At 64.7% G+C, this 20,287-nt stretch carries 18 protein-coding genes; 9 read left to right on the top strand and 9 right to left on the bottom strand.

Features of this window, described 5'->3' with window-relative positions:
- Nucleotides 1-453, bottom strand: a complete 453-nt coding sequence (locus SB4_RS06640; RefSeq protein ID WP_058715504.1) for an Lrp/AsnC family transcriptional regulator — start codon at nucleotides 451-453, stop codon at nucleotides 1-3.
- Complete coding sequence (locus tag SB4_RS18830) at nucleotides 440-2,365, bottom strand: isoaspartyl peptidase/L-asparaginase (RefSeq protein WP_241488511.1); 1,926 nt, start codon at nucleotides 2,363-2,365, stop codon at nucleotides 440-442. The genes SB4_RS06640 and SB4_RS18830 overlap by 14 nt, the downstream gene beginning before the upstream one ends.
- Before the next feature lie 155 nt (nucleotides 2,366-2,520).
- On the opposite strand from SB4_RS18830, the gene SB4_RS06650 reads away from it, so the two are divergent.
- Nucleotides 2,521-5,298 carry a TonB-dependent receptor plug domain-containing protein gene (locus SB4_RS06650; protein WP_153006102.1) on the top strand — a complete coding sequence of 926 codons (2,778 nt, stop codon included), beginning with the start codon at nucleotides 2,521-2,523 and terminating at the stop codon, nucleotides 5,296-5,298.
- A 29-nt stretch (nucleotides 5,299-5,327) separates the two neighbouring features.
- Here SB4_RS06650 and SB4_RS06655 read toward each other — a convergent pair whose 3' ends face one another.
- On the bottom strand, nucleotides 5,328-6,242 hold the full coding sequence (locus SB4_RS06655; RefSeq protein ID WP_058751933.1) for a LysR substrate-binding domain-containing protein: 915 nt from the start codon (nucleotides 6,240-6,242) through the stop codon (nucleotides 5,328-5,330).
- A gap of 455 nt (nucleotides 6,243-6,697) precedes the next feature.
- Between SB4_RS06655 and SB4_RS06660 the strand changes: the two genes are divergently transcribed.
- Complete coding sequence (locus SB4_RS06660) at nucleotides 6,698-8,143, top strand: hypothetical protein (protein WP_058751934.1); 1,446 nt, start codon at nucleotides 6,698-6,700, stop codon at nucleotides 8,141-8,143.
- A 281-nt stretch (nucleotides 8,144-8,424) separates the two neighbouring features.
- Here SB4_RS06660 and SB4_RS06665 read toward each other — a convergent pair whose 3' ends face one another.
- From SB4_RS06665 to SB4_RS06685, 5 genes are all read right to left on the bottom strand, one after another.
- Nucleotides 8,425-9,516, bottom strand: a complete 1,092-nt coding sequence (locus tag SB4_RS06665; protein ID WP_058751935.1) for an argonaute/piwi family protein — start codon at nucleotides 9,514-9,516, stop codon at nucleotides 8,425-8,427.
- The gene (locus tag SB4_RS06670; RefSeq protein WP_058751936.1) at nucleotides 9,513-11,285 is read right to left on the bottom strand and encodes an SIR2 family protein; all 1,773 of its coding nucleotides are present in this window, start codon (nucleotides 11,283-11,285) and stop codon (nucleotides 9,513-9,515) included. The genes SB4_RS06665 and SB4_RS06670 overlap by 4 nt, the downstream gene beginning before the upstream one ends.
- Nucleotide 11,286: 1 nt before the next feature.
- Nucleotides 11,287-12,243 carry a nucleotidyl transferase AbiEii/AbiGii toxin family protein gene (locus tag SB4_RS06675; protein ID WP_058751937.1) on the bottom strand — a complete coding sequence of 319 codons (957 nt, stop codon included), beginning with the start codon at nucleotides 12,241-12,243 and terminating at the stop codon, nucleotides 11,287-11,289.
- The gene (locus tag SB4_RS06680; protein ID WP_058751938.1) at nucleotides 12,233-12,859 is read right to left on the bottom strand and encodes a type IV toxin-antitoxin system AbiEi family antitoxin domain-containing protein; all 627 of its coding nucleotides are present in this window, start codon (nucleotides 12,857-12,859) and stop codon (nucleotides 12,233-12,235) included. Before SB4_RS06680 ends, SB4_RS06675 begins: the two co-directional genes overlap by 11 nt.
- 84 nt (nucleotides 12,860-12,943) lie before the next feature.
- Nucleotides 12,944-15,469, bottom strand: a complete 2,526-nt coding sequence (locus SB4_RS06685; protein WP_058751939.1) for a DEAD/DEAH box helicase family protein — start codon at nucleotides 15,467-15,469, stop codon at nucleotides 12,944-12,946.
- A gap of 568 nt (nucleotides 15,470-16,037) precedes the next feature.
- Between SB4_RS06685 and SB4_RS06690 the strand changes: the two genes are divergently transcribed.
- The gene (locus tag SB4_RS06690; protein ID WP_058751940.1) at nucleotides 16,038-16,706 is read left to right on the top strand and encodes a DNA methyltransferase; all 669 of its coding nucleotides are present in this window, start codon (nucleotides 16,038-16,040) and stop codon (nucleotides 16,704-16,706) included.
- Nucleotides 16,707-16,793: 87 nt separating this feature from the next.
- Here the strand turns inward: SB4_RS06690 and SB4_RS06695 are convergent, their stop codons facing one another.
- Entirely contained in the window at nucleotides 16,794-17,030 is a 237-nt protein-coding gene (locus SB4_RS06695) for a helix-turn-helix domain-containing protein (protein WP_241488512.1), read from the bottom strand.
- 173 nt (nucleotides 17,031-17,203) lie between these two features.
- Here SB4_RS06695 and SB4_RS06700 point away from each other — a divergent pair, with 173 nt between their 5' ends.
- The 6 genes from SB4_RS06700 to SB4_RS06720 form a co-directional block, all read left to right on the top strand.
- A complete protein-coding gene (locus tag SB4_RS06700) occupies nucleotides 17,204-17,458 on the top strand; it encodes a DNA -binding domain-containing protein (RefSeq protein ID WP_420893880.1) in 255 nt (84 codons plus the stop codon).
- Between the two features lie 117 nt (nucleotides 17,459-17,575).
- A complete protein-coding gene (locus SB4_RS20320) occupies nucleotides 17,576-17,869 on the top strand; it encodes a transcriptional regulator domain-containing protein (RefSeq protein WP_241488513.1) in 294 nt (97 codons plus the stop codon).
- A complete protein-coding gene (locus SB4_RS18835) occupies nucleotides 17,802-18,527 on the top strand; it encodes a DUF2285 domain-containing protein (RefSeq protein ID WP_241488514.1) in 726 nt (241 codons plus the stop codon). Before SB4_RS20320 ends, SB4_RS18835 begins: the two co-directional genes overlap by 68 nt.
- Entirely contained in the window at nucleotides 18,461-18,742 is a 282-nt protein-coding gene (locus SB4_RS06710; protein WP_058751942.1) for a helix-turn-helix transcriptional regulator, read from the top strand. The genes SB4_RS18835 and SB4_RS06710 overlap by 67 nt, the downstream gene beginning before the upstream one ends.
- The gene (locus tag SB4_RS06715) at nucleotides 18,702-19,637 is read left to right on the top strand and encodes a replication initiator protein A (protein ID WP_241488515.1); all 936 of its coding nucleotides are present in this window, start codon (nucleotides 18,702-18,704) and stop codon (nucleotides 19,635-19,637) included. The genes SB4_RS06710 and SB4_RS06715 overlap by 41 nt, the downstream gene beginning before the upstream one ends.
- Nucleotides 19,638-19,830: 193 nt before the next feature.
- Nucleotides 19,831-20,287: adenine nucleotide alpha hydrolase family protein (locus SB4_RS06720; protein WP_206597988.1), on the top strand; the 457-nt coding region annotated here is incomplete at its 3' end.

A 20,287-nucleotide genomic window follows, 5' to 3' on the forward strand; every position in this document is an offset into this window, starting at 1 on the left:
CTACCGCCGCAACCGCGTCGCCAGCACGACCGCCGACATCGTCCGTCCGATCCCTTCCATGCGCCCGATCGCGTCGATCACATCGTTCAGCCGCTCCAGGCTGGGCGCCTCGACCATCGCGATCAGGTCATATTCGCCCGCAATGGCATAGACGCCGGTCAGCTCGGGGATCGCGGCCAGCGCCTCGTTCGTCTCGTCCAGCAGCTTGGGCAGCGTCGTCATCATCACATGCGCGCGCACCATGCGCCGGTCATGCGCCTCGCCCAGCCTGACGGTATAGCCGTCAATCGTCCCGTCCTGCTCCATGCGCGCGATGCTGGCATAGACATGCGCGCGCGACACGTTCAGCACATGCGCCAGTTCGGACACCGGAACGCGCGAATCCTGCCGCAACAGCGCCAGCAATCGCGCGTCCAGCTCACGCTTCGACGGGTGGGGGTTATCGGCCGACATCCATTTCTCCCGCATAGATGGCGGTACGTGGGGATTGGTCATCCGATACGCTACCACGATACATGCCGTCGGTATTCATGGCGAAGGCGATGTGTCCGCGGCCGTCCATCGCGATCAGCCCGCCGTCGCCGCCGATCTCGCCCACCTCCTCGATCGTGTCGCTGGCCGCCGTGGCGATGTCCTGTCCCTTCCATTGCACCCGGTCGCAGATCTGGCGCGCGGCGACCTGCCGGATGAAGAATTCCCCGGTGCCGGTCGCCGACACCGCGCAGGTCTGGTCCATCGCATAGGTGCCCGCGCCGATGATCGGTGAGTCGCCGATCCGTCCCCAGCGCTTGCCGGTCAACCCGCCCGTCGAGGTCGCGGCGGCCAGGTGCCCGCGCTGGTCCCGCGCCACCGCGCCGACCGTGCCGAAACGATGCGTCGGATCGAGGGCGGCATGCTCCTCGTCGCGCTTCCACGCCTGATATTCGCGCCAGCGCTTCTCGGTGCGGAAATAGGATGGATCGACCTGCTCCACCCCCTGTTCGCGCGCGAACTGGTCGGCACCCGCCCCGGTCAGCAGGACATGGCGGCTATGCTCCATCACCGCGCGGGCCAGCACGATCGGGTTCTTGGTGGCGCTGACCCCGGCGACTGCGCCTGCGCGCAGGGTCGCCCCGTCCATGATCGCCGCGTCGAGCTGGTTCTTGCCCTCTGCGTCGAACACCGCGCCGCGCCCGGCGTTGAAGTGGGGATCGTCCTCCAGCACACGCACCGCCGCCTCCACCGCATCCAGGCTGCTGCCGCCCTTGGCCAGCACCGCCGACCCGGCGGCCAGCGCCGCGTTCAGCCCGTTGCGATAGGCGCGCTCCTGGTCCGGCGTCAGCGATCCCTTCGGAATCACGCCTGCCCCGCCATGGATCGCCAGCGACCAGTGGCCGCCGGGCGGCAAGGGGGTATCGATCAGCCTGCCCGCGACCACCTTTGCCGTGCCGACGAAGGCGGGCTTGGACACGGTCATGGTGTTCAGGTCGATCCTGTCCCCCGGCGCGACGCCGGTGATGCGGATATTGGCCCAGTCCAGCGGCTTGCCCCGTGTCAGCTTCGGGATGCCTTGCGGCTGCACCAGCCAGGCATGGGTGTTCTTCGGCCCGTAGAAGGTCGCTTGTCCGTCCGCCTCGACGCACAGCGTGCCCGCTTCGTCGACGCCCAGCCCGATCGCGGTCGGATCACCGGTCGCACGCGCCTTGGCGACAAAGGCGATCAGCCGCCCGAGCCGGTCGCGCTCGTTGAAATGCGTGTCGGTAATGACATGAGCGAGACGCGGCATGTGCAGGAAACCATGGACCAGCGTAACCGCATCGCCCAGCGGATCGGACAGCGCCTTGAACGAATCGATGCTGCCGCCATCCATCGCGCCGTAAGCCGTACCGCCCAGCACGGCGAGGCCGGCGCTGGTGCCCGCGATCGGCTTGCCCGCCGCGACATGCGCGTCCAGCGCACGGGCGACCGGCGTCCCCTGCCAGAAGCGGACATATTTCGCCTGGTCGCCCCCCGCCAGGAAGATGCCGTCCGCCTTGGCGATCGCCGCCAGCACGCGGGGGTCGGTCGATGCGGTGCGATCGGTGAACAGGATGGTCGACACCGACTGGACGCCTGCCATCGTCGCGAACATCTCGCGGCCGCCTTCGCCGTCGCCCGACGCGCGAAGGATCAGGATGTGGCCATAGCCTGCTTTCTTCGCAAACCACTGGAACGCCTGTTTGTCCCAGTCGCCGCCGCCCATCAGCATCAGGCCCTGTGATGTGGGTGCAGGCCGGGGCTTGGCCGGATCGCCGGTCACGAAGAAGCGCGCGCCCGCGACCGTCGCCCCCGCCTGTTGTCCTGCCGCCTGCTGCCCTGCCGCCGGCACCGCCGACGCAATCCCCACGCATATCAATGCGATACCCAGACCATAGTGTCGCAAGGCCACACTCCCCATCAAAACAAAGAGACGAACATTCAACATGACGTTTTTATGTTTCAACATGACGGAAGTCCATGGCATTATGATTGCGCTTAGGGGTAAAAATGGGGAGCTTTATAATGCAGGGGACCTCGGTCGTTCATTGGCTGACGGGTGTGGGGATGATGGCGATGGCGGGCAGCGCGATGGCGCAGGACCTGCCGGCCAACGCCCCGACGGCGGACGCATCGGATGAAATCACCGTCCTGGGATCGCGCATCCCGCGCGTGCAGAAGGAAGGGCCCGCACCGGTCACCATCGTGACGTCGGAGGATATCCTGAAGGGCGGCTTCCTGAGCGTCCCCGACGTGTTGCGCAGCCTGACCCAGAATAGCGGCGAGACGCAGGGGCAGCAGAGCGCATCGGGCGCCAGCTTCAGTCCCGGCGCGCAGCAGGTCGACCTGCGCGGCCTGGGCCCCAACCATACGCTGGTGCTGGTCAACGGCCGCCGCATCGCCGACTTCCCGCTGCCGTTTCAGGGCAACAGCAACTTCACCGACATCTCGAACATTCCCGTCGGCCTGATCGATCGGGTCGAGGTGCTGAGCGGCAGCGCCTCGGCCATCTACGGGTCGGACGCGATCGCGGGCGTCGTCAATTTCCAGCTGAAGACCAAGGCCGACGGCACCCGTATCGACATGCGCTACAGCGACACCGACCATGGCGGCGGCGCGGCGTATCGGCTGATGGCGACGACCGGCTGGGAAACCGGCGGCTTCCACGGCGTGGCCGGAATCGAATTCCTGAACCAGCGCCCCTTGTGGCAATATCAGCGCAAGCGGCAGGATTCGACCGCCGACAACCCGACCACCGCCACCCCGCTGGCGCAGCGCACCTTCCTGCGCGCCGACGAGGATGCGAACTATATCGATCCGGGTCAGGCGACGTGCAGCGCGCTGTCCTCGCTCAATCAGGGCACGATCTATTACGCCGATCGCCGTCGCTACGGCCGCTTCTGCGGCAGCAACGAATCGGTCGCCTATGGCACGATGCTATCCGACCGAAAGTCCATCACCGCCTATGGCTCGATGGGCTATGATCTGGGCGGCGGCACCGAACTCTTTGCCGACCTGCAGTTCAGCTATTCCAAGCTGAAGCTATTCCGCCGGGTGAAGAGTTGGTATTACGTGTCGCCCGACGGCAACGAGGAAGGCACCTTCTTCAACCCCAACCTGGCGCCCGACGCGACCGACAGCGGGTTGCAGCTCGACAATTGGACCCGCCAGTTCACGCCCGAGGAGATGGGCGGTTTCCAGAACGGCATGACCCGCAACCGGTCGATCACCTTCAACATCACGCCCGGCATTCGCGGCCAGTTCGGCACGAACGACAAGTGGAAGTACGAGGTGTCGTTCAACCATGCGCAGTATGATTCGCGCGTCACCTTCCCCGAAATCGTCATCTCGAAATCGAACGCGCTGTTCCTGGGGGCGCAGCAGGGGGTCGATCCGGCCACCGGCTATGCGATCTTCAACGCCGATGTCCGCCGCCTCTACACGCCGCTGACGCCGGCCGAATATCGCTCAATCTCGGTCGATTCGCTCTATCGCCCGCGTTCTTGGACGGACACGCTGGCCGCCTCGCTCAACACCACCGACCTGTTCCAGCTGCCCGCCGGTCCGGTCGGCTTCGCCTTCGTCGCGGAGGCGGGCAAGCAGGGCTATGAATTGCGCCCCGATCCGCTGACGCTGACCAACTATTATGTCGGGCTGGTGGATTCGGACGGCAGCGGGTCGCGCAATCGCTGGGGCTTAGGGTATGAATTCCGCGTGCCGGTGCTGTCGTTCCTGCAACTCAGCACCGCAGGGCGGTACGACTCGTTCCACATCGCGGGCAACACGTTTGGCCGCTTTACCTATAATATCGGCAGCGAATTGCGGCCGACCAAAAGGCTGCTCTTCCGCGCCGCCTATGGCACCGGTTTCCGTGCGCCCGACCTCAATTACGTCTTCCGCGGCCCGGGCAACACCCACCCCTCGGCCACCGATTATTATCTGTGCCGGGTGGAGGAGCCGAACGAGACGATCGGAGATTGCAGCTATTCGGACCAGACGATCATCGCCCGCAAGACCGGCAATCGTCAGCTACAGCCCGAGACCTCGACCTCGCTCAACGCCGGTGTGGTGTGGCAGCCGTCGAACCGTATCGACCTGTCGGTCGATTATTTCCGGGTGAAGATGAAGGACCAGGTGCGCGACATCAGCATCGATTCCGTGCTGCGCGATGAATCGCGTTGTCGCGCGGGCGGGGGTGCCGATCCGTCGTCACCGACCTGCCGCGATGCGCTGGCCCGTGTGATCCGCTATACCAGCGGCGCGTTGGCTGGGCAGTTACAGGCGGTGGCGGTCAATCCGATCAACGTCGCGGAGGAAACCACCGACGGCATCGACATCGCCGCCAATATCCGTCTGCCGACCGCCGCGATCGGCGACTTCGCCTTGTCGGGCGGCTATACCTATGTCTTCAACCACACGGTGCGCCAATATCCGGGCGATCCGATCATCAACAAGTTCGCGGTCGACAGCAATTTCGACATTCCGCGCGATAAGGGCACGGCCAGTCTGACCTGGAGTCTGGGCGATTTCTCAACGACGATCACCGGTATGCGGTTGGGCAAGCTGCCGAACTATGATCAGGACGGCTTCATCAAGGCCAGCTATCTGTTCAACCTGTCGATGCGTTACGACCTGAACGAACGCCTCCGCGTGACCGGGACGGTGACCAATTTGTTCGATCAGGCGCCGATCCACGATCCGACCTATGCGTCCTATCCCTATTACGACATTTCGTGGTTCGATGGGATCGGTCGCAGCTATGCCGTGCAGCTGACGTGGAACATGGGCGGGAAGCCGCTTTGATCCCAAGCGCCTAGCCCGTCAGCGCCCGCTCACGCCTCCGCCCTGGCTTCATCCAGCAGCCAGTGGCGGAAGCGGTCGAAGAGCGGACTGTGGCTGCTGCGGCGCGGCCAGACCAGATAATAGGCTTCCGACGCGCTGAGCGTGACATCGATCGGCGTCACCAGCGCGCCGGAGGCCAGCTCCGGGCGGATCAGGAACGAAGGGATCAACGCCATGCCCATCCCCGCCGCCGCGGCATGGGCGAGCATCAGGAAATGCTCGTATACCGGCCCTTCGCGGACCGCCGCATCGGCCACACCGGCGGCGGCGAACCAGCGTGCCCAGGCATCGGGCCGCGCCTCCAGCGACAAGAGGGTATGCGGCAACAGGTCGGCGGGCTTCGCCACCGGATGGCGCGCCAGCCAGTCGGGCGAACAGACGGCCACGACATCCTCATGGAACAGCAGCGCATGGTCCGCACCCGGCCAGTCGGGCAGGCCGAAATGGATGGCGGCGTCGAACCGCTCTTCGGTAAAATCGAACGGATAGGAGCGCGCGGCAAAGTTCACCAGCAATTCGGGGTGCCGCGCGGTCAGGCCCGGCAGGCGCGGGGCCAGCCAGCGCATGCCGAAACTGGGCAGCGTCGCGATGGTCAGCGCGCGGTCAGCCATCGGGGTCAGCAGCCGCCGCGTGGCGCTGCGCAACCGCTCGACCGCCGGTCCCACCGCTTCGGCATAGGCGAGCGCCGCCGGTGTCGGCGTCACCCGCCGCCCGCGCCGCTCGAACAGCGGCACGCCCAACCAGTCCTCCAGCAGTGCGATCTGTCGGCTGATCGCACTCTGCGTCAGCGCCATGCGCTGCGCCGCGCGCGAAAAGCTGCTGGTCTCCACCGCCGCCAGGAAACTGGCGAGCGCAGGCAACGGCGGCAGCTCGCGACGGTGGATATCACTATGATCATTGGGCATGAAGGATGGGCCGGGTCCGCTATCATGACGTCTGGTCCACGCTGACATTCCAGGCCCGAAACGGCAAGGCCATCATACCAGGTAGGCATCAGGCAAAGCTTTGCCCCATACGCCTGTTCCCGGCCTCCCATAGGACAATGACGGGCGATCGATCATCGCCGACACCATCCTCGATCACCCATTCACCACCCCGGCGCCGCAGGTTCGCGCGGTTAATCGACGAGCGCTGAGCAGCATAGTCGTTGTCGACCGCAACGGACGGCGCTGGCAAAACGCGGGCGGGCTTTTGCAAATATCAAAGGAACCGACTGCGAAGGATCATCCTGATCGATGTGCCGCATCGTGTAATGCATCCAGCCAACACGTAAAACGGGGAGCCGAAGCGAATGTTCTGCCGCAACCCGTAGGCGTCTGAACACGAAACTTCACGCCATCGCCGATACCGAGGGCCGCCCTTGCGCTTCTTCATCACGGCTGGTCAAATAAGCGACGACACTGACCCGAACAACCGACCGGCCGGGACCGCGCGCGAGCAGAAGCCCGGCAACACCAACACCCTAGACTATGTTGTCGCCTTCACCGGCCAGAACGGCACCGGAACGCGGGTCGCGCTGACCTTCAGCGGGGCGACCAGCGCGACTATGGCGGACGGCGGCTTCGCGATCACCGATGCCGTTCCGATCGCCTGGCCGGGAGGGTTCCTGCGGACATCGATCAGCACAGCCATGGGCGCGGCGCGCCCGCGCGGCTTCACCAGCATGGGTCAGCTCGGCGAGGTGCGTCGTCACCTTGCCGCACCGAACGCGACCTATGCAAACGGCGGGTCGATCACCAGCGTCGGTCTGACCGCCAACACGACGAACGGCTATTCGCCGGTCGCGGTGCTCGTCCCGTGGTCGCGCCAGCCGTCTGTCCTTGAGCTGGGTGACAGCATCACCCAGCAGGATGATCTTCCGCAGCTGGCCAGTGCGCGGGGCATTGTGGGGGGCATCACGCGCAGGCTCGACGATGACGGGCCCACCGGCCGATTCGGCGTCGGGAATTTCGGCCACCACGGCGCGCAGATGCTCGACTTTATGGACCTGAGCGATGGCCGCTTCGGCCTGCGCTACAAGCTGCTCTCCTACATCCGCAACACGCTAAACGGCGGTCAGGTGTGGCCTTTCTCGGCGATTTGGTCGCAGGGCCTGCGCAACGACTATTCGGCGATGGGTTACGCGTCGACCGACACCATCGCGTCGGTCACGGCGGACATGCAGTCGCGGGCGACCGCGTGGTGGGGCTTCCTCTCGCAGACCTTCCCGGGCGTACCCATCATCCAGTCGACGATCACGCCGCGTACCGTCGACAGCACGATGGCCCGCACGACTCTGGCATCGCAGACGGGCAACGGGCTCGGCAGCTCGCAGCCGCTCCAGGCGGTCAACGACTGGATCATGACCCGCCCGACGCCTCTGGCGCTGGCGGTCGACCTGCGGGGTGCCTATCAGGCGCCCGACGATGGAACCAGCATCCCGAAGTGGAAACTGACGCCGTTGGCGGCGGCGGGTGGCGGAACCCTCACCACGGCGCTGGCAGTCGGCAACGATATCAGCAACACCGGCGTCCGCATCACGACGAACGTCTCGCCGGTCACCGGCAATTATCTCGTGTTCGAGCCTGGCACGGCGAATATGGAGGTCGGGCCGCAGGTCGGAACCTCGATCGTCAATAACAACGACGGCACCTACACCGTGAAGGCCCCTTCCTTCTACTCGATCAAGAAGGCTCACGCCGTCGGGACAGTTGTTTCGACAACCAACAGTTCGGACGGGGCCCATCCGGGCTCTGGTGCTCAGCAGGCGGCAGCTGCGCCCGTCATCGCTGCAAAACCTGCGATCACCGGCCTGACGCCACGGTGATCAGGGGCGGCGTTACGCTCGGCAAGTGCTCAACGCTAGAAGCCATGGCTGGCCCGAGGAACGGATCATGGACAAAGCGAGAAGCGTTGATGGGTCCACCGGACTGACACCGGAATAAGAAAATCGCCGGGTTGTGGGGAACGGCGGTTTTCTGTGGCGCACCCGACAGGATTCGAACCTGTGGCCTCTGCCTTCGGAGCTAGAAAAGACGGTTTTCGCTACGGTTTCTATTTGCACGCTACAGTGCGCTAAACCACTGCGATAAAACATCTTTTCTTGCATCAACTCCGAAATGCGTATCCGGTCACAGCCGCGAATTTCCCTCCGAGTGCTTCCGTGGTGCTTCCGCGGAATGACCCTTGGAAGCAGCTTCGTGCCGTGGAGTATGTGAGATGGCAAAGCTCAGTAAGCGCCTCGTCGATCAGGACTTCTTCTTCACGAAACGGCGTATTCTTGTGTATCGTAACTTTCTTGGGTACCCGGCCCAAATGCCCACCTTGATAGACGTTGAGGCTTCGCGAAAGGACCGACTGCATCTCATAATATGATAAGTAGGGGTTCTTGCTCGCATCCTGCGTGAACTCTTTTGCGTCATAGGCGACAAAGCGGAAGCCGACACCATCTGGATCGAACACTTGGCTACAGCATGTCGTGTAGGCTGTACCATCCGGTCCCGACTTCATTGCGTAACTCAGGCCGACATAGGCTTCGTCGGTCGCGAGGCCGGTCAATTTCCAAGGTACGCCGCCAGCCTTCGCATAGAGCGCGACGCTCAGCCCCCACATCACGTTCGCACGACAGGTCCGATCGAAGCTCGACTGCCGCACGATTTGAATGGGGATGTTCGACGGCGCGCAATACGCTTTGAGAAAATCGTGCAGATCGAAGTTCTCTCCTTCGAAGCAAGTGGCCCAACTCGGCGGCAGATAGACCAACGCGACGTCGAAATCCGATCGAAGCGGCCCAAGCATCGCCACCGCTTGAAACAACTCGGTTGCGAGCCGGCCCTTGTCACCGGCGACGGCGTGGCCGTCGAGGCTCGGCGGTAGCTGCACCGTCGTTCGATCGTTCAGCGGGGCGATGGGCACGCGGAACAGCGCCTCGAACCCCGGATATTCCGGGTAATAGTTGAGTGCCTCGCGCGGCTTCGCAGACCGGCCGAGTTCGCCGACGAGGTTGCGGAGCCGGTTGAGATCGCCGGCCCTGGCGACGAGCCCGATCCGCAACCGCGCCGGCGCACCGAACCGCAGACTATAGGGTCCGTGTTCGATCAGGCCGACGAGCGGATGGCGCGCCGTCTTGCGGTGGTGAAAGACGAGCTCCGGTTCGGGAAGGCGGGCGTAACCCGCAAGCTGGGACAACGCGCCGGTCATCGCTGTAGCCGCTGCGAGAAGGCCGTCTGGCTGTGGATCCGAAACGCGGGGTTGGCCGCAGCGTCGTCGCCATCGAAGGCTTGAAAGACCACATCGGTTCGCCGCGCGCCCGAGCCGATCAACGCCTGTACCCATGCGTCGAGCAGGACATTGAACTTGTTGTTGAATCGACCCTTCCGACGCTGGTCGAGGAAATCGGTCGCTACCTCCCGAGCACGCGGCGGCCAGATCCAGATATCGGGATCGAGCACCGCCCAGGTTTCGCCCTGCTTCTGCACGATCGATACGCGAACGGCCTCAGCCCACGACACCTTGGCCGGCTCGGGATGCTCCTCGGTGATCGGTGCGAAGAGGCCGTTCACGGTCCCCGACAGCCTGCCGACCGCGTGGAATACGGGATCGAGCAGCGTCTTATCCTGTGCATGGGGATCGGCGATCAGTGTGGTCGAAGTCCGGCGCGTGCGCGATAGCAGCGGTCGGCCCCGCGCCAGCGCCGTTCCCAAGGCATCCTCAAGGAAGCCTTTGACGTGGAGGTTACCCGGCGAACTTAGGTCCAGCGGCACATCTCGCTCATCGATGCCGACGAGGTTTGCCCCGAACGCGGCCTTCACCGCCGATCGCGGACCCCAGCACCAGATCTCGTCGGCCTTGGTCATGAGGAGACGCGGATCGGATTGCCGCTGCAGATCGCGAAGCTCGGCCCACTCGTAAGGCCGGCTCGTCCGCGCGACGAGACAGCGCGTCGGCAGGGTACGGATCGGGAGGGCGTTCAAGCGCAAGAGCGGCTTGGCCGTGCCAGCCGACGGCAGCGCGATTTTGACGCCCGCCTGTACGCTTCGTCGCACCTTCGCTTCCATCGCAGCCGGTTTGTCGGGCAGGTTCCTCCATAGTCGAAGGAGCAGCGCATCGAAGGTCTCGATCTCGACGACGGCAGCGTTCACGCCGCGACTTCGCGCGTCAGCGATGAGGGCGGTCACGACGGGAGGGACTGGAGATCCCTTAATCGTCGTCCAGAACAGGCCGTTGGGAAACGGATTGACCTGCGCCAGCGCCTCCCGGAACACCGCCATCACGCTCGCGTCACGCCCGCTGTACCCTGCGACAATGAATCCAAACCGCGACGCCGCGCTCTGCAGGCAAAGCGTCAACTGGCGATCCTGATGAGCCAGATCGGCCGACAGATTCTTGATGCTATCGTAGCGGAAGTCGCCGTGCAGCTTGCAGTAAAGCGGAAACTCCTCGTTGTTCAGCGCCTGAACGGCGGCTGTCGAACCCTCCAGGTGGAAGGCTGCGAGCGAACGGCCGCTCACGTCGGCGACGGCGCGCTCGACGACCGTATCGAAGTTCGTGGTGAACACCGCTCGCGTCATCCCTGTCGCTAGCAATGCACCAAGAATGCGGTTACCGACCGTCAGCGTCACCCGGTCTTCGGCGAGGATGGCGCTCAGATAGCGCCGCTGGCGCTCTTTGTTGGTTCCAAAGATCTTCTCGAAATAGACTGTGTATTCGTCATCCGCCCACAGCGACGGGAAGCCGTGTGAATCCATGAAACTCTGGATGCGGGTCTGAACCGCGTCATTCTGCATGTCCTGACGAGTGATCTCCTGGTTTTCCTCGCGCGAATAGTGCCTGCGCTTCAAATCCCAGATGATGTCGACTGCGGTCGGAAGCCCGGACATGCGCGATGCACCCGCTCCGATGAACCACGCAAAGCCTTGAGGTCGCGATGCGAAGAGTCCTGTCAGATCCGCCTGTGTGAGCGCCGACATGCTATGAGGGAACTCGTCGGGTCGCAGCGTGCTGATCCTCTATACTGACGGGCGCCGGGACGCTCCAGGGGCCGCCAGGTGGCCAAGCATAAGTAGATGGTTCGGCCTCTGCCAGAGGCGTTAGCAGAAAGTCCCGCAGCGTTTGCACCACAGTCGCGAAATCTTCCGGCGCGGCCGAGAGGCGTTCTCTGGCCAGAAACGCCCGCCATTGCCCGCGCTTTGCAGCGACGAAGTCGTCAGACAGGCCGCTCGGCACGTCAACCGGCAGATCACTCCGCCGCCGCGTAAATGTCCTCGTGGTTGCCTCCCTCAGCTCGACGCTCGTGAAGCCGAACGTGCGGGAAATCATCCATAGATCGTAGAAGTCCTTCATCCGGGAATTGGCGAGACCAAGACTCACCAATGCCTCGAACTTTTCCGCGACGACCGTCTGTGCTGGATAGGCACGCAGATGCGGCGGTGGCCCATCCAACAAGATTGGGTAGTCGATCTCGACCGGGTCTGGTGTAACCGCGTCACCGAAGCCGATGTCGATCTGGACCGGAACTCTCGCGCCTCCGATCGTGGCGCTCGTTCGGACCCGGACGCCGCCATAGTCCGCAGTCTCGCGGATGTTCGCCGCCGTCAGCCCTTCGACGTCGAACGCGACGCCATCGTCAGAAACGTCAAGCGAGCATATGTCTCGGAAGGTCGTCGCGATCTGTTCCGCCTCGTCCTCGCCGAAACCGAGCAGGTCCAAATCTCCCGTCGGCCGAAACGGGTCATCGACCCAGGCTGCGAATAGCATCGCCCCCTTCAGAACGAATCGATCGCCGGCTGCCGAGACGCTGAGTCGGTAGAGCAGCCGCTCCAGCGCGTAACGCGTCAGGATATTTTGGAAGTCGGCACCTTCGCGACGCGCGCGATCGAGCAAGCGTGCTCGAACCGAAGCGCCGATGTTTAGCACGTCACGCGCCATCAGCGATCGTCGCCTCCACATACGGCCGCATGATCGTCCACACCCGGGCGTGGGTAGCGTATCGGCTTAGCTGATCGACCGTGAAGCGGCGTCGCTGAAAGCCTTCGCGTAGACCTTCAAGCGCCAGATCGAGCCCGACCTTGTTTCGGTAGCGGAAGCAGTCCACGACCGACTTCGCCGGATCGAAGACGGCGACCTGCACGCCCTCGATGCGATGCCGCTCGACGCCTTCGTTGAGCAGCGGCTCGCTGAAGCGCACAAAACGCATGGGCGGGTAGTCGGTCTTCGGCTTCCAACCGGTACGGTCGATCGCCATCCAGACCGATGAGGGGCGTTGCAGCGTCAGTTCGTAAAACTGAAGCGCGGAGGCGAGACAGATCACGGCCTTGGGAGCGAGCGCTGCGGCCTCGGCCAGCATGTGTCGCGCGTCGAGCGGGGCATCGGCTGCCTGATAGACACCGCGGGCCGGCCTGACGGCCAGGCCGTCGCGTACCAGCCTCGCCATCGTCTCCGCGCTGATACCCTGCGCTAGAAGATCCCGCAGCCGGACGATGTCTCCCGTTCGGAGACACGCGACCGCGCGGGCACGCTGCGATGTGGCCGATATCGCGGCCATGTGATAAAACCTCGACTCTTCTTAAAAAGTGCAGAGGTTCTATCACATAACGGGGTAGGTTCGAAACAGGCTTTGCACACCCGCCTAGCTCGTCTTCGCCGCCCTTGAGAACGGCACCAGGAAGGCCTTTCGAAGACCCTCGGGCTTGAGATTGGCCTTCACCAAGGCCGCCTCGCAACGCTCCCGCAGCGCATCTTCCTTGCCGGCGCTCATCACCAACTCCTCAAGCACCCCTCGCAGCGCGCCGACGAGCTTGTTAATGTCGTCAAGCCGCAGGGCGAAGCTGCCAGCGGTGCTAGCCTTCGGATCGGCGACTGCTTCGGGCAATGCCGAAACGCGAACGGCCTCCCGATTCGGATAGACCGACTTGAACCAAGCCTCCGCCTCCAGAAGCTGGGCATGGTCGTTCTTATAGAGCGGATTGTCTTCCTTCTTGCTCTTGGCTTCAATGACGAAATCGAAGGCTGCATCGGTGCGCCAAAGAACGTCCGGTCCTTTCTTATAGGTCTGCTCTGGCCGCTCGGCTTCGAAGCCGAGATAGCTTCCCAGGTTGGCGAGCGCCTCTTCGTAGCGCGCGGCAGACGCGGTCGGGACCAGCTCGGCCACCGCCTCGTCAAAATCGGCGATCATCGCGCCGCGAAGATCATATTCGAGGAGACGCGCGATGATCGCCGCCGACTGCCTGCCCGGGATTGGACGCGCGACGTAGGCTGGCCGAACCTTCGGCGGCGTATGATTGTTGCTGACCGAGAAGGCGTAGGTCTGGAGCTTCTGGCCCCGATCGTCCTCTCCCATCTGGTAGGCGATGCGGGCGGCCGTGGCCGAGAGCCACGCCCTGCGTTGCGCATCCGCCTTGAGGTCGACGTCGGCGATCAGCTTCTCCAGCAGCTCGATCGCCTTCTCATAATGACCGAGCCGCTGCAGCTTGAACGCCTTGCGTTCGACGCCGGAGATCCTCAGAGCCAGCATGTTCACGGGCGCGGCATGGGCCGCGTCGGCGAGCTCCTGCGCGTGATAATAAACCCAGTCGGGATCGCGGTTCAGACACTTCAGGATCGTCTGGCCCACTTCCTTAGCCGTCGTGACACTCGCGCTCATCTCCTGACCCATCGCAAGCTGCACGCGTGTGCTGGCGGTAAGGAATGCGAGATTGCTTTTGCGACCGATCCATCCGACCAGCTTGCTGCCGACGAGAACGACCGCGCAATAGTCCCCGCCGCCGCGCGTCCCGCGACCAATCCCTTGCTCAATGCGCTGCGCTAGCAACGAGCTGACCGCCGAGTCGGCCACGACGTTCATCCGGTAGAGGTCGTAGTCGGACGTCCCCTGCGGTAAATTGTCCATGACTAGGAAGCGGCAGGCATTACCCGCCAGATCGATGCCGTCGTACCGGTTGGCCAACACGACCGGCCCAAAGCTTGTACCCGCCTGCATCTTGCCGATCTGAGCGGCAACCTCCTTGGTCGTGCTCGGATAGGTCGCAATGTCGGCCCATTTCTCGGCCGCCGGTCCGGACGGCGACAAGATCGCCGCGCCGCGCTCCTTCTCCGCAAGCTTGGTCGCGATGTTCTTAACCATCGGCGTGATTGCCGCACCGCCGAGCTTCATCAGCTCCGGGATCAGTATCATACGCTCGCCGACACCTGCGAGCGATGTGGAAGTGATGGGCTTCCCCACCGCGTCGGCCGCCGCGCCGAAGGCCCGCACGATCTCGCTGTCGTCCGCGATCGTCGCTGACATATAGATCCGCCGTGGACAGTCCTCGAAGGTCGGAAGCAGATCGACGGGCGGGAAGATCGGCGTGATCGTCACCGACCGACGGCTGAACAAGCAGTGACAAAAGGCGAGATTGTCGCGCAGGAACGGCCAGACGAATGCATCGACCTCATCGACGACGTCCGCCAGATAGGTCGTGACCTCCGGGAGCTTCTTCTGCCAAGCCCAGCTCGGCACCTCCATGACACCGTAGTCCTTGCCGCTTGTCACGTCGGCGAAGGTTCCGGTGCGTCCGACGTCGGCGAACGCCGTCCGGAAGCGGCCAGCGAGGTCGGCATAGATCTCCGGGTGGGCCTTGGCGTCGATGGTCAGGCTGAACTGCTTGCGCACCGATGACAGCGCGACGTGCGCATCGTCGAGGATGATGGCACCCGCCTTGATGACGTCCTGGCCGGAGTTTCGGACGCCGAACCGGCTGCGGCCGTTGAACAGCGTCTCGTAGGCACCGACCATGACCGCCTTGCCGTCGTAGAAATCGCCAGGAAAGGGTTGCCCGCTGACATAGCGAGCCGTGGCGATCCCGTATTCCTGGCTCTTGGCAATCACCTGCTCGACGAGCTGATTGGTCGGCGCGAGATAAATCACGGGCTCCCCGATCTCGTTCATCACCGATTGCGCCATCAGCAGCGCGACCAGTGTCTTTCCGCCGCCGGTGTGCAGCTTGACGACGATGTCGCGATCGGTGCGGCGGGGATACCAGGCGTCCAGCACTTCAGCTTGGCTCGCATAAAGGTCATTGATCCCCGGCGGCTTGGGGAGACTGTTGAAGATCTCACGCGGGTTGTTCGGCTTGGGCTTGCTCTTGCTCGCTGCCAGCTTCTTGAAATCAACCATGAGTATGCGCTGTCCCGACTCATCTGCCGGGCCGACCACCGTTCCCGATAGACCCGTAATGTAGGTTGCAGCGACAGTTCATTCTAGCCCTGAGCGCGACGACCGACTGGCGCGAAAAGGATTTCTGCACGGCAGCTCAATCACGTTCGCAGGCCACTCGTTGAGCCGACGATTCCCCGCGTTCACGCTGACAATACGGGTGCTGGCCAACGGTGATCGTACCCGAATGAACGTTGCAGCCATGCCAGCAGGGGTGGCGTCACCCTGCCGTTGACCGTCACGGCTATTTCTCCGCGATGTCGTGCGATCCTGATCGGTTTCGATGATATGCAGGGCAGGAAGTAAGCCGCTTCCTGTCGCGCTACAGTCGTAGCGCGGGGTGCTTAGGGCTCCGCCCTCGGCGCCCTTCGGATCATCTTCCGCCCAGCTTCCTCCTCCCGCTGCGCGGGTTCCGTGCAGCCGGGTCCCCGCGAAGACGCCCCTCCGGTTGCACACCCGGTCTCGCCGACGGGCAGGAGGTCAGACGCGGCGCTGCGCTGCGCTGACCTCCAGACCGAAGGACAAGGCCATGACCGACACCCCCAACGCTCCCCGCAACATGATCTTCAACGGCGATTGCATCGACGTGATGCAGGCGTTCGACACCGGCAGCATCGACTTCATCCTGACCGATCCGCCCTACGTCACCCAGTACCGCGACCGGCAGGGCCGCAGCGTCGCCAACGACGATAATGGGCACTGGCTCAAGCCGGCGTTCGCGGAGATGCACCGGGTGTTGAAGGACGGCGGCTTCGCGGTCAGCTTCTACGGCTGGAACAAGGTTGACCTGTTCATGGAGGCATGGCGCGCGGCGGGGTTCCGGATCGTCGGGCATCTGGTGTTCCGCAAGCGGTATGCGTCGTCCTCGCGGTTCCTGCGCTACGAGCACGAGCAGGCGTATCTTCTCGCCAAGGGCAATCCCGGGATGCCGGGGCGCGTCATCCCCGACGTGATCGACTTCCCCTACAGTGGCAACCGGCTCCACCCGACGCAGAAGCCGGTCGAGGCGTTGCGTCCGTTGATCGAGGCGTTCAGCAGGCCGGGCGAACTGGTGCTGGACCCGTTCAGCGGATCGGGATCGACGCTGGCGGCGGCAAAGGCGTTGGGCAGGGATTGGGTCGGGATTGAATTGGACAACGGCCATTACCACACCGCCACCCACCGGCTGGCGGAAGCAAACCGCAGGGCAGCCGCATAGGCTGCCCACCATCGCCAGTAGCGCCGCCGGCTCAAGTCGGCGGCGGCCATGCCTCCCGGAGGTCGGCATGGCCGCAGGCAGGCGCCATCACGCTTCCGATGGTGCTTCCGGCGCGCCGGCCTCGCTGCCGCTCGGCCGGCGGAGCAGATCGGCGGCTTCCATGCCCAGCACGCGAGCGAGACGGTCCACGACGTCGATCCCCGCCGCATACACACAGCGTTCCAGTGAGCTGATGTAGGTGCGATCGATCTCCGCCCGGTGCGCCAGCTCCTCCTGCGACAGACCCTGCGCCTGCCGGTTCTTCTTCAGGTTGAGCGCGAGCACCTCTCGAATGTCCATGCGGCCGAGAAGGCGGCGTTGTAGAGTATTCGACCATGGAGTATTCTCTACAGACGACGCGGTGATGCTGCCTCGGCAGTCGGCGATGCCGTCGCGTGGGCTACCGCCGCGATATGCAGCGGACATAGCGTCGGGAGGAGCCTAGATCGGAGACGAGCATGATGCCGCAACCGGATTTCCTCGACGCCCCGCCGGACGGCGATGCCCTGACCGACTACGACCGGGCGCACCTCAAGCTCTATATCCGCCTGCTGGACGCCGAGGCCGCAGGCGCAAGTTGGGAGCGGGCTGCTGCGGTGCTGTTCGACCTTGATCCTCTATGCGAGCCGGAGCGAGCGCGCCGGGTATATGACGCGCACCTCGCGCGCGCGCACTGGATGACCCACACCGGCTATCGCCATTTGCTCGACTGACAGCGCCCTCGTGATGCCGCAGCGGCATCACGCGATGCCGGGAGGCCGACTTCCGGAGCCTTGCCGCCGCCGCGATGCTGTTCCGTCCCGGAGGATGCCGGCAGGAGGAGCACGACGATGCGGCCCGACCTCGCGCAGTGGGAACAGACCCGTCGATACGACTATCTCGACGACCTGCCGATGAACGGCCTCGCATGGGAATGTCTGCGCCGCAACCGCGGCTACCAGGAGGACTTTCGCAAGCTGGTGGAATCGGATGCCGACGAGCGGCGCGACCGGCTGCGAGAGCATTGGGGGTTGCAGTTTCGCGGTGCGTCCGAGCCGATCCGCGTGCGACGAGCCGGTGCTTTGGTCTGCGAAGGCCGACACTGCCACCGTCGTCCTCACCTCGCTGCCGAAATGCCTGTCTGACGAACGCAACCTCGCGGCCCTGCTGACGGTCGCGACGCGCGCGCCCGACATCGACGGCACGCACCTGCTCCAGCCGATCGGAGACCGTGCGCTTCACCTCATCCGGTTGCCGGACGTCGAGGCTGACGCGGCGCTCGCCGCCCTCGTTCCGCTCGATCCGTCCGGTCCCGACCGGCTCGTGGCAGTGGACCAGCTTCTTCGCGCATTGCTCAGTCGCCCCGTCCCGCCCGACCGGCGCCTGACGCGGCAGCAGCGCCGCCGCCTGCGCCATATGCTTCAGGCCTGTGACGGACGCGAGAACGGTGCCACTTACCGCGAGATCGCCAATGTTCTGTTCGGCACCGAGCGCGTCGCCGCCGACCCGTGGAAGTCCTCGGCGTTGCGCGACGCGACGATGGCGCTGGTGCGCGACGGTCGCGCAATGATCGCCGGCGGCTACCGCACGCTGCTTCGCCGCCGTCCATGGCGGCAGGGGGTGCGATTTCGGCACTCCGATCTTCGCACTCCCCGCACGCCACCGCGCTTCGCCAACGTGACCCGCATCCGCCGTCCACGGTCGGCGGCCTCACCGAAGGTCACGGAGGCCCGATCATGTCGCCCAATCCCGCCGTCCTGCCGCCGCGCTACCTGCGCACCAAGGAAGCGGCCGAGTTCCTGAGCCTGTCCGCCCGTACGCTGGAGAAGCATCGCACCTACGGGACCGGCCCGAACTATCGCAAGCTCGGCGGCCGGGTCGTCTACGCGATCGACGATCTCCAGGCGTGGACCGAGCGCGGCGCAGTAACTTCGACCTCCGATCCGCGCGGGTCCGTCCTGCCCGCCAAGCGCCACGATGCCGCGGTTCTGGCGCACGCCAGCCGCTTCACCCGCTGATCGCCACGCGCCCGTGTCCTCTCGGCAACCCACCAGCGAACGCGCGCAGCTCGACCTGTTCCGGGCGCTGCCCGGCGATCTCGCTCCCCGCGATGCGCAGGATCTCATGGCCTATCCCTTCTTCTCGCTCGCCAAGTCGAAGCGGCTCGCGCCAATCGCCTTCAAGGCCGGCGCCGTCGTCATCCGCGTAGAAGCCGTGCCCGAGCACGGCATGGCGACGATCTGGGACGCCGACATCCTGATCTGGGCCGCCTCACAGATCGTCGAGGCGCGCGACGCGGGACTCAGGCCATCGCGCCTGATGGCAGCCACGCCCTATGAAATCCTGACCTTCATCGGCCGCGGGGTCGGTTCCCGCGACTACGACCGGCTGAAGGCCGCGCTCGACCGGCTGCAATCGACCACCATCGCGACCTCGATTCGCCAGCCGACCGAGCGGCGAATGCACCGGTTCTCGTGGATCAACGAGTGGAAGGAGCGCGCCGATACGCACGGCCGCCCGCTCGGGATCGAGCTGATCCTGCCCGACTGGTTCTACGCGGCCGTCCTCGACGACGCGCTCGTGCTGACCATCGACCGCGCCTATTTCGACCTGACCGGCGGACTGGAGCGCTGGCTCTACCGGCTCGTGCGCAAGCATGGCGGCCGGCAGGAGCATGGCTGGAGCTTCGATCTCCGCCACCTCCACGCCAAGTCCGGCAGCCTCTCACCGCTCAAGCACTTCGCCTACGACCTGCGCGACATCGTCCGCCGCCAGCCGCTGCCGGGCTACCGCCTGACGATTGAGCAGCCGGCGGACGCGCCCGAGCGCCTGTCCTTCGCGCCGACCGAGCTGCCGCCCTTCTGCTACTCGCCGCGCCCCCGGCGTCGGGTTCGTTCCGGGAATAAGCTGTGAATCCGCTCGTGCTATCGGGGACCGCGCCCCTCGTGCCATCGGGGACCGCAGGCTCGTGCTATCGGGGACCGGAATCGGCGCTTCCCTGTTTCCGTTCAACAGCTTGCGCCGCCCGTAACACTACTAACCAGAATTACTTCGTAATTCTTCTAACGGACCCCGCCGTTTCCACGACCGCGGTCGGGTGGCGGCGATGATCGTCGCCCAGCACTTCGGCAGCATCTCGGGCGGCAAGGACAGCCAAGCCGTCCTGTGCCTGATGGTCGAGCGGATCGAGCGGAAGGGGCTGGCGGCGTTCGGCAACCGCGCCCCGCGCTTCCTCGCCGCCGACAACGGCCACGAGAACCCGATCACGCTCGACCACATCGCCTATCTCGACGGCTGGCTGCGGCAGCGTACCGGCCTGCGCATCGAGATCGTCTCCGCGAACGACGTGCCCGGCCTCACCGACGAGACCGCCTTCGCCCGCAAGCGCGCCATGCTGCGCGAGGAATGGTCGAAGGAGAAGCGGCGGACCCGGCACCGCGGCGTGTGCAACCGGCGCAGGGAAGCTTGGCAGGCGGGCGCGATCGGTAAAGCGGAATGGCTCGCCGCGTGCGATTGCCCGGTGCTGGTGTCGCCGCCGGTGCCCGATCACCTGATCGAGCAGG

The sequence above is a fragment of the Sphingomonas sanguinis genome, from assembly GCF_001476905.1.
GTDB classification, from domain to species: Bacteria; Pseudomonadota; Alphaproteobacteria; order Sphingomonadales; family Sphingomonadaceae; genus Sphingomonas; species Sphingomonas sanguinis_B.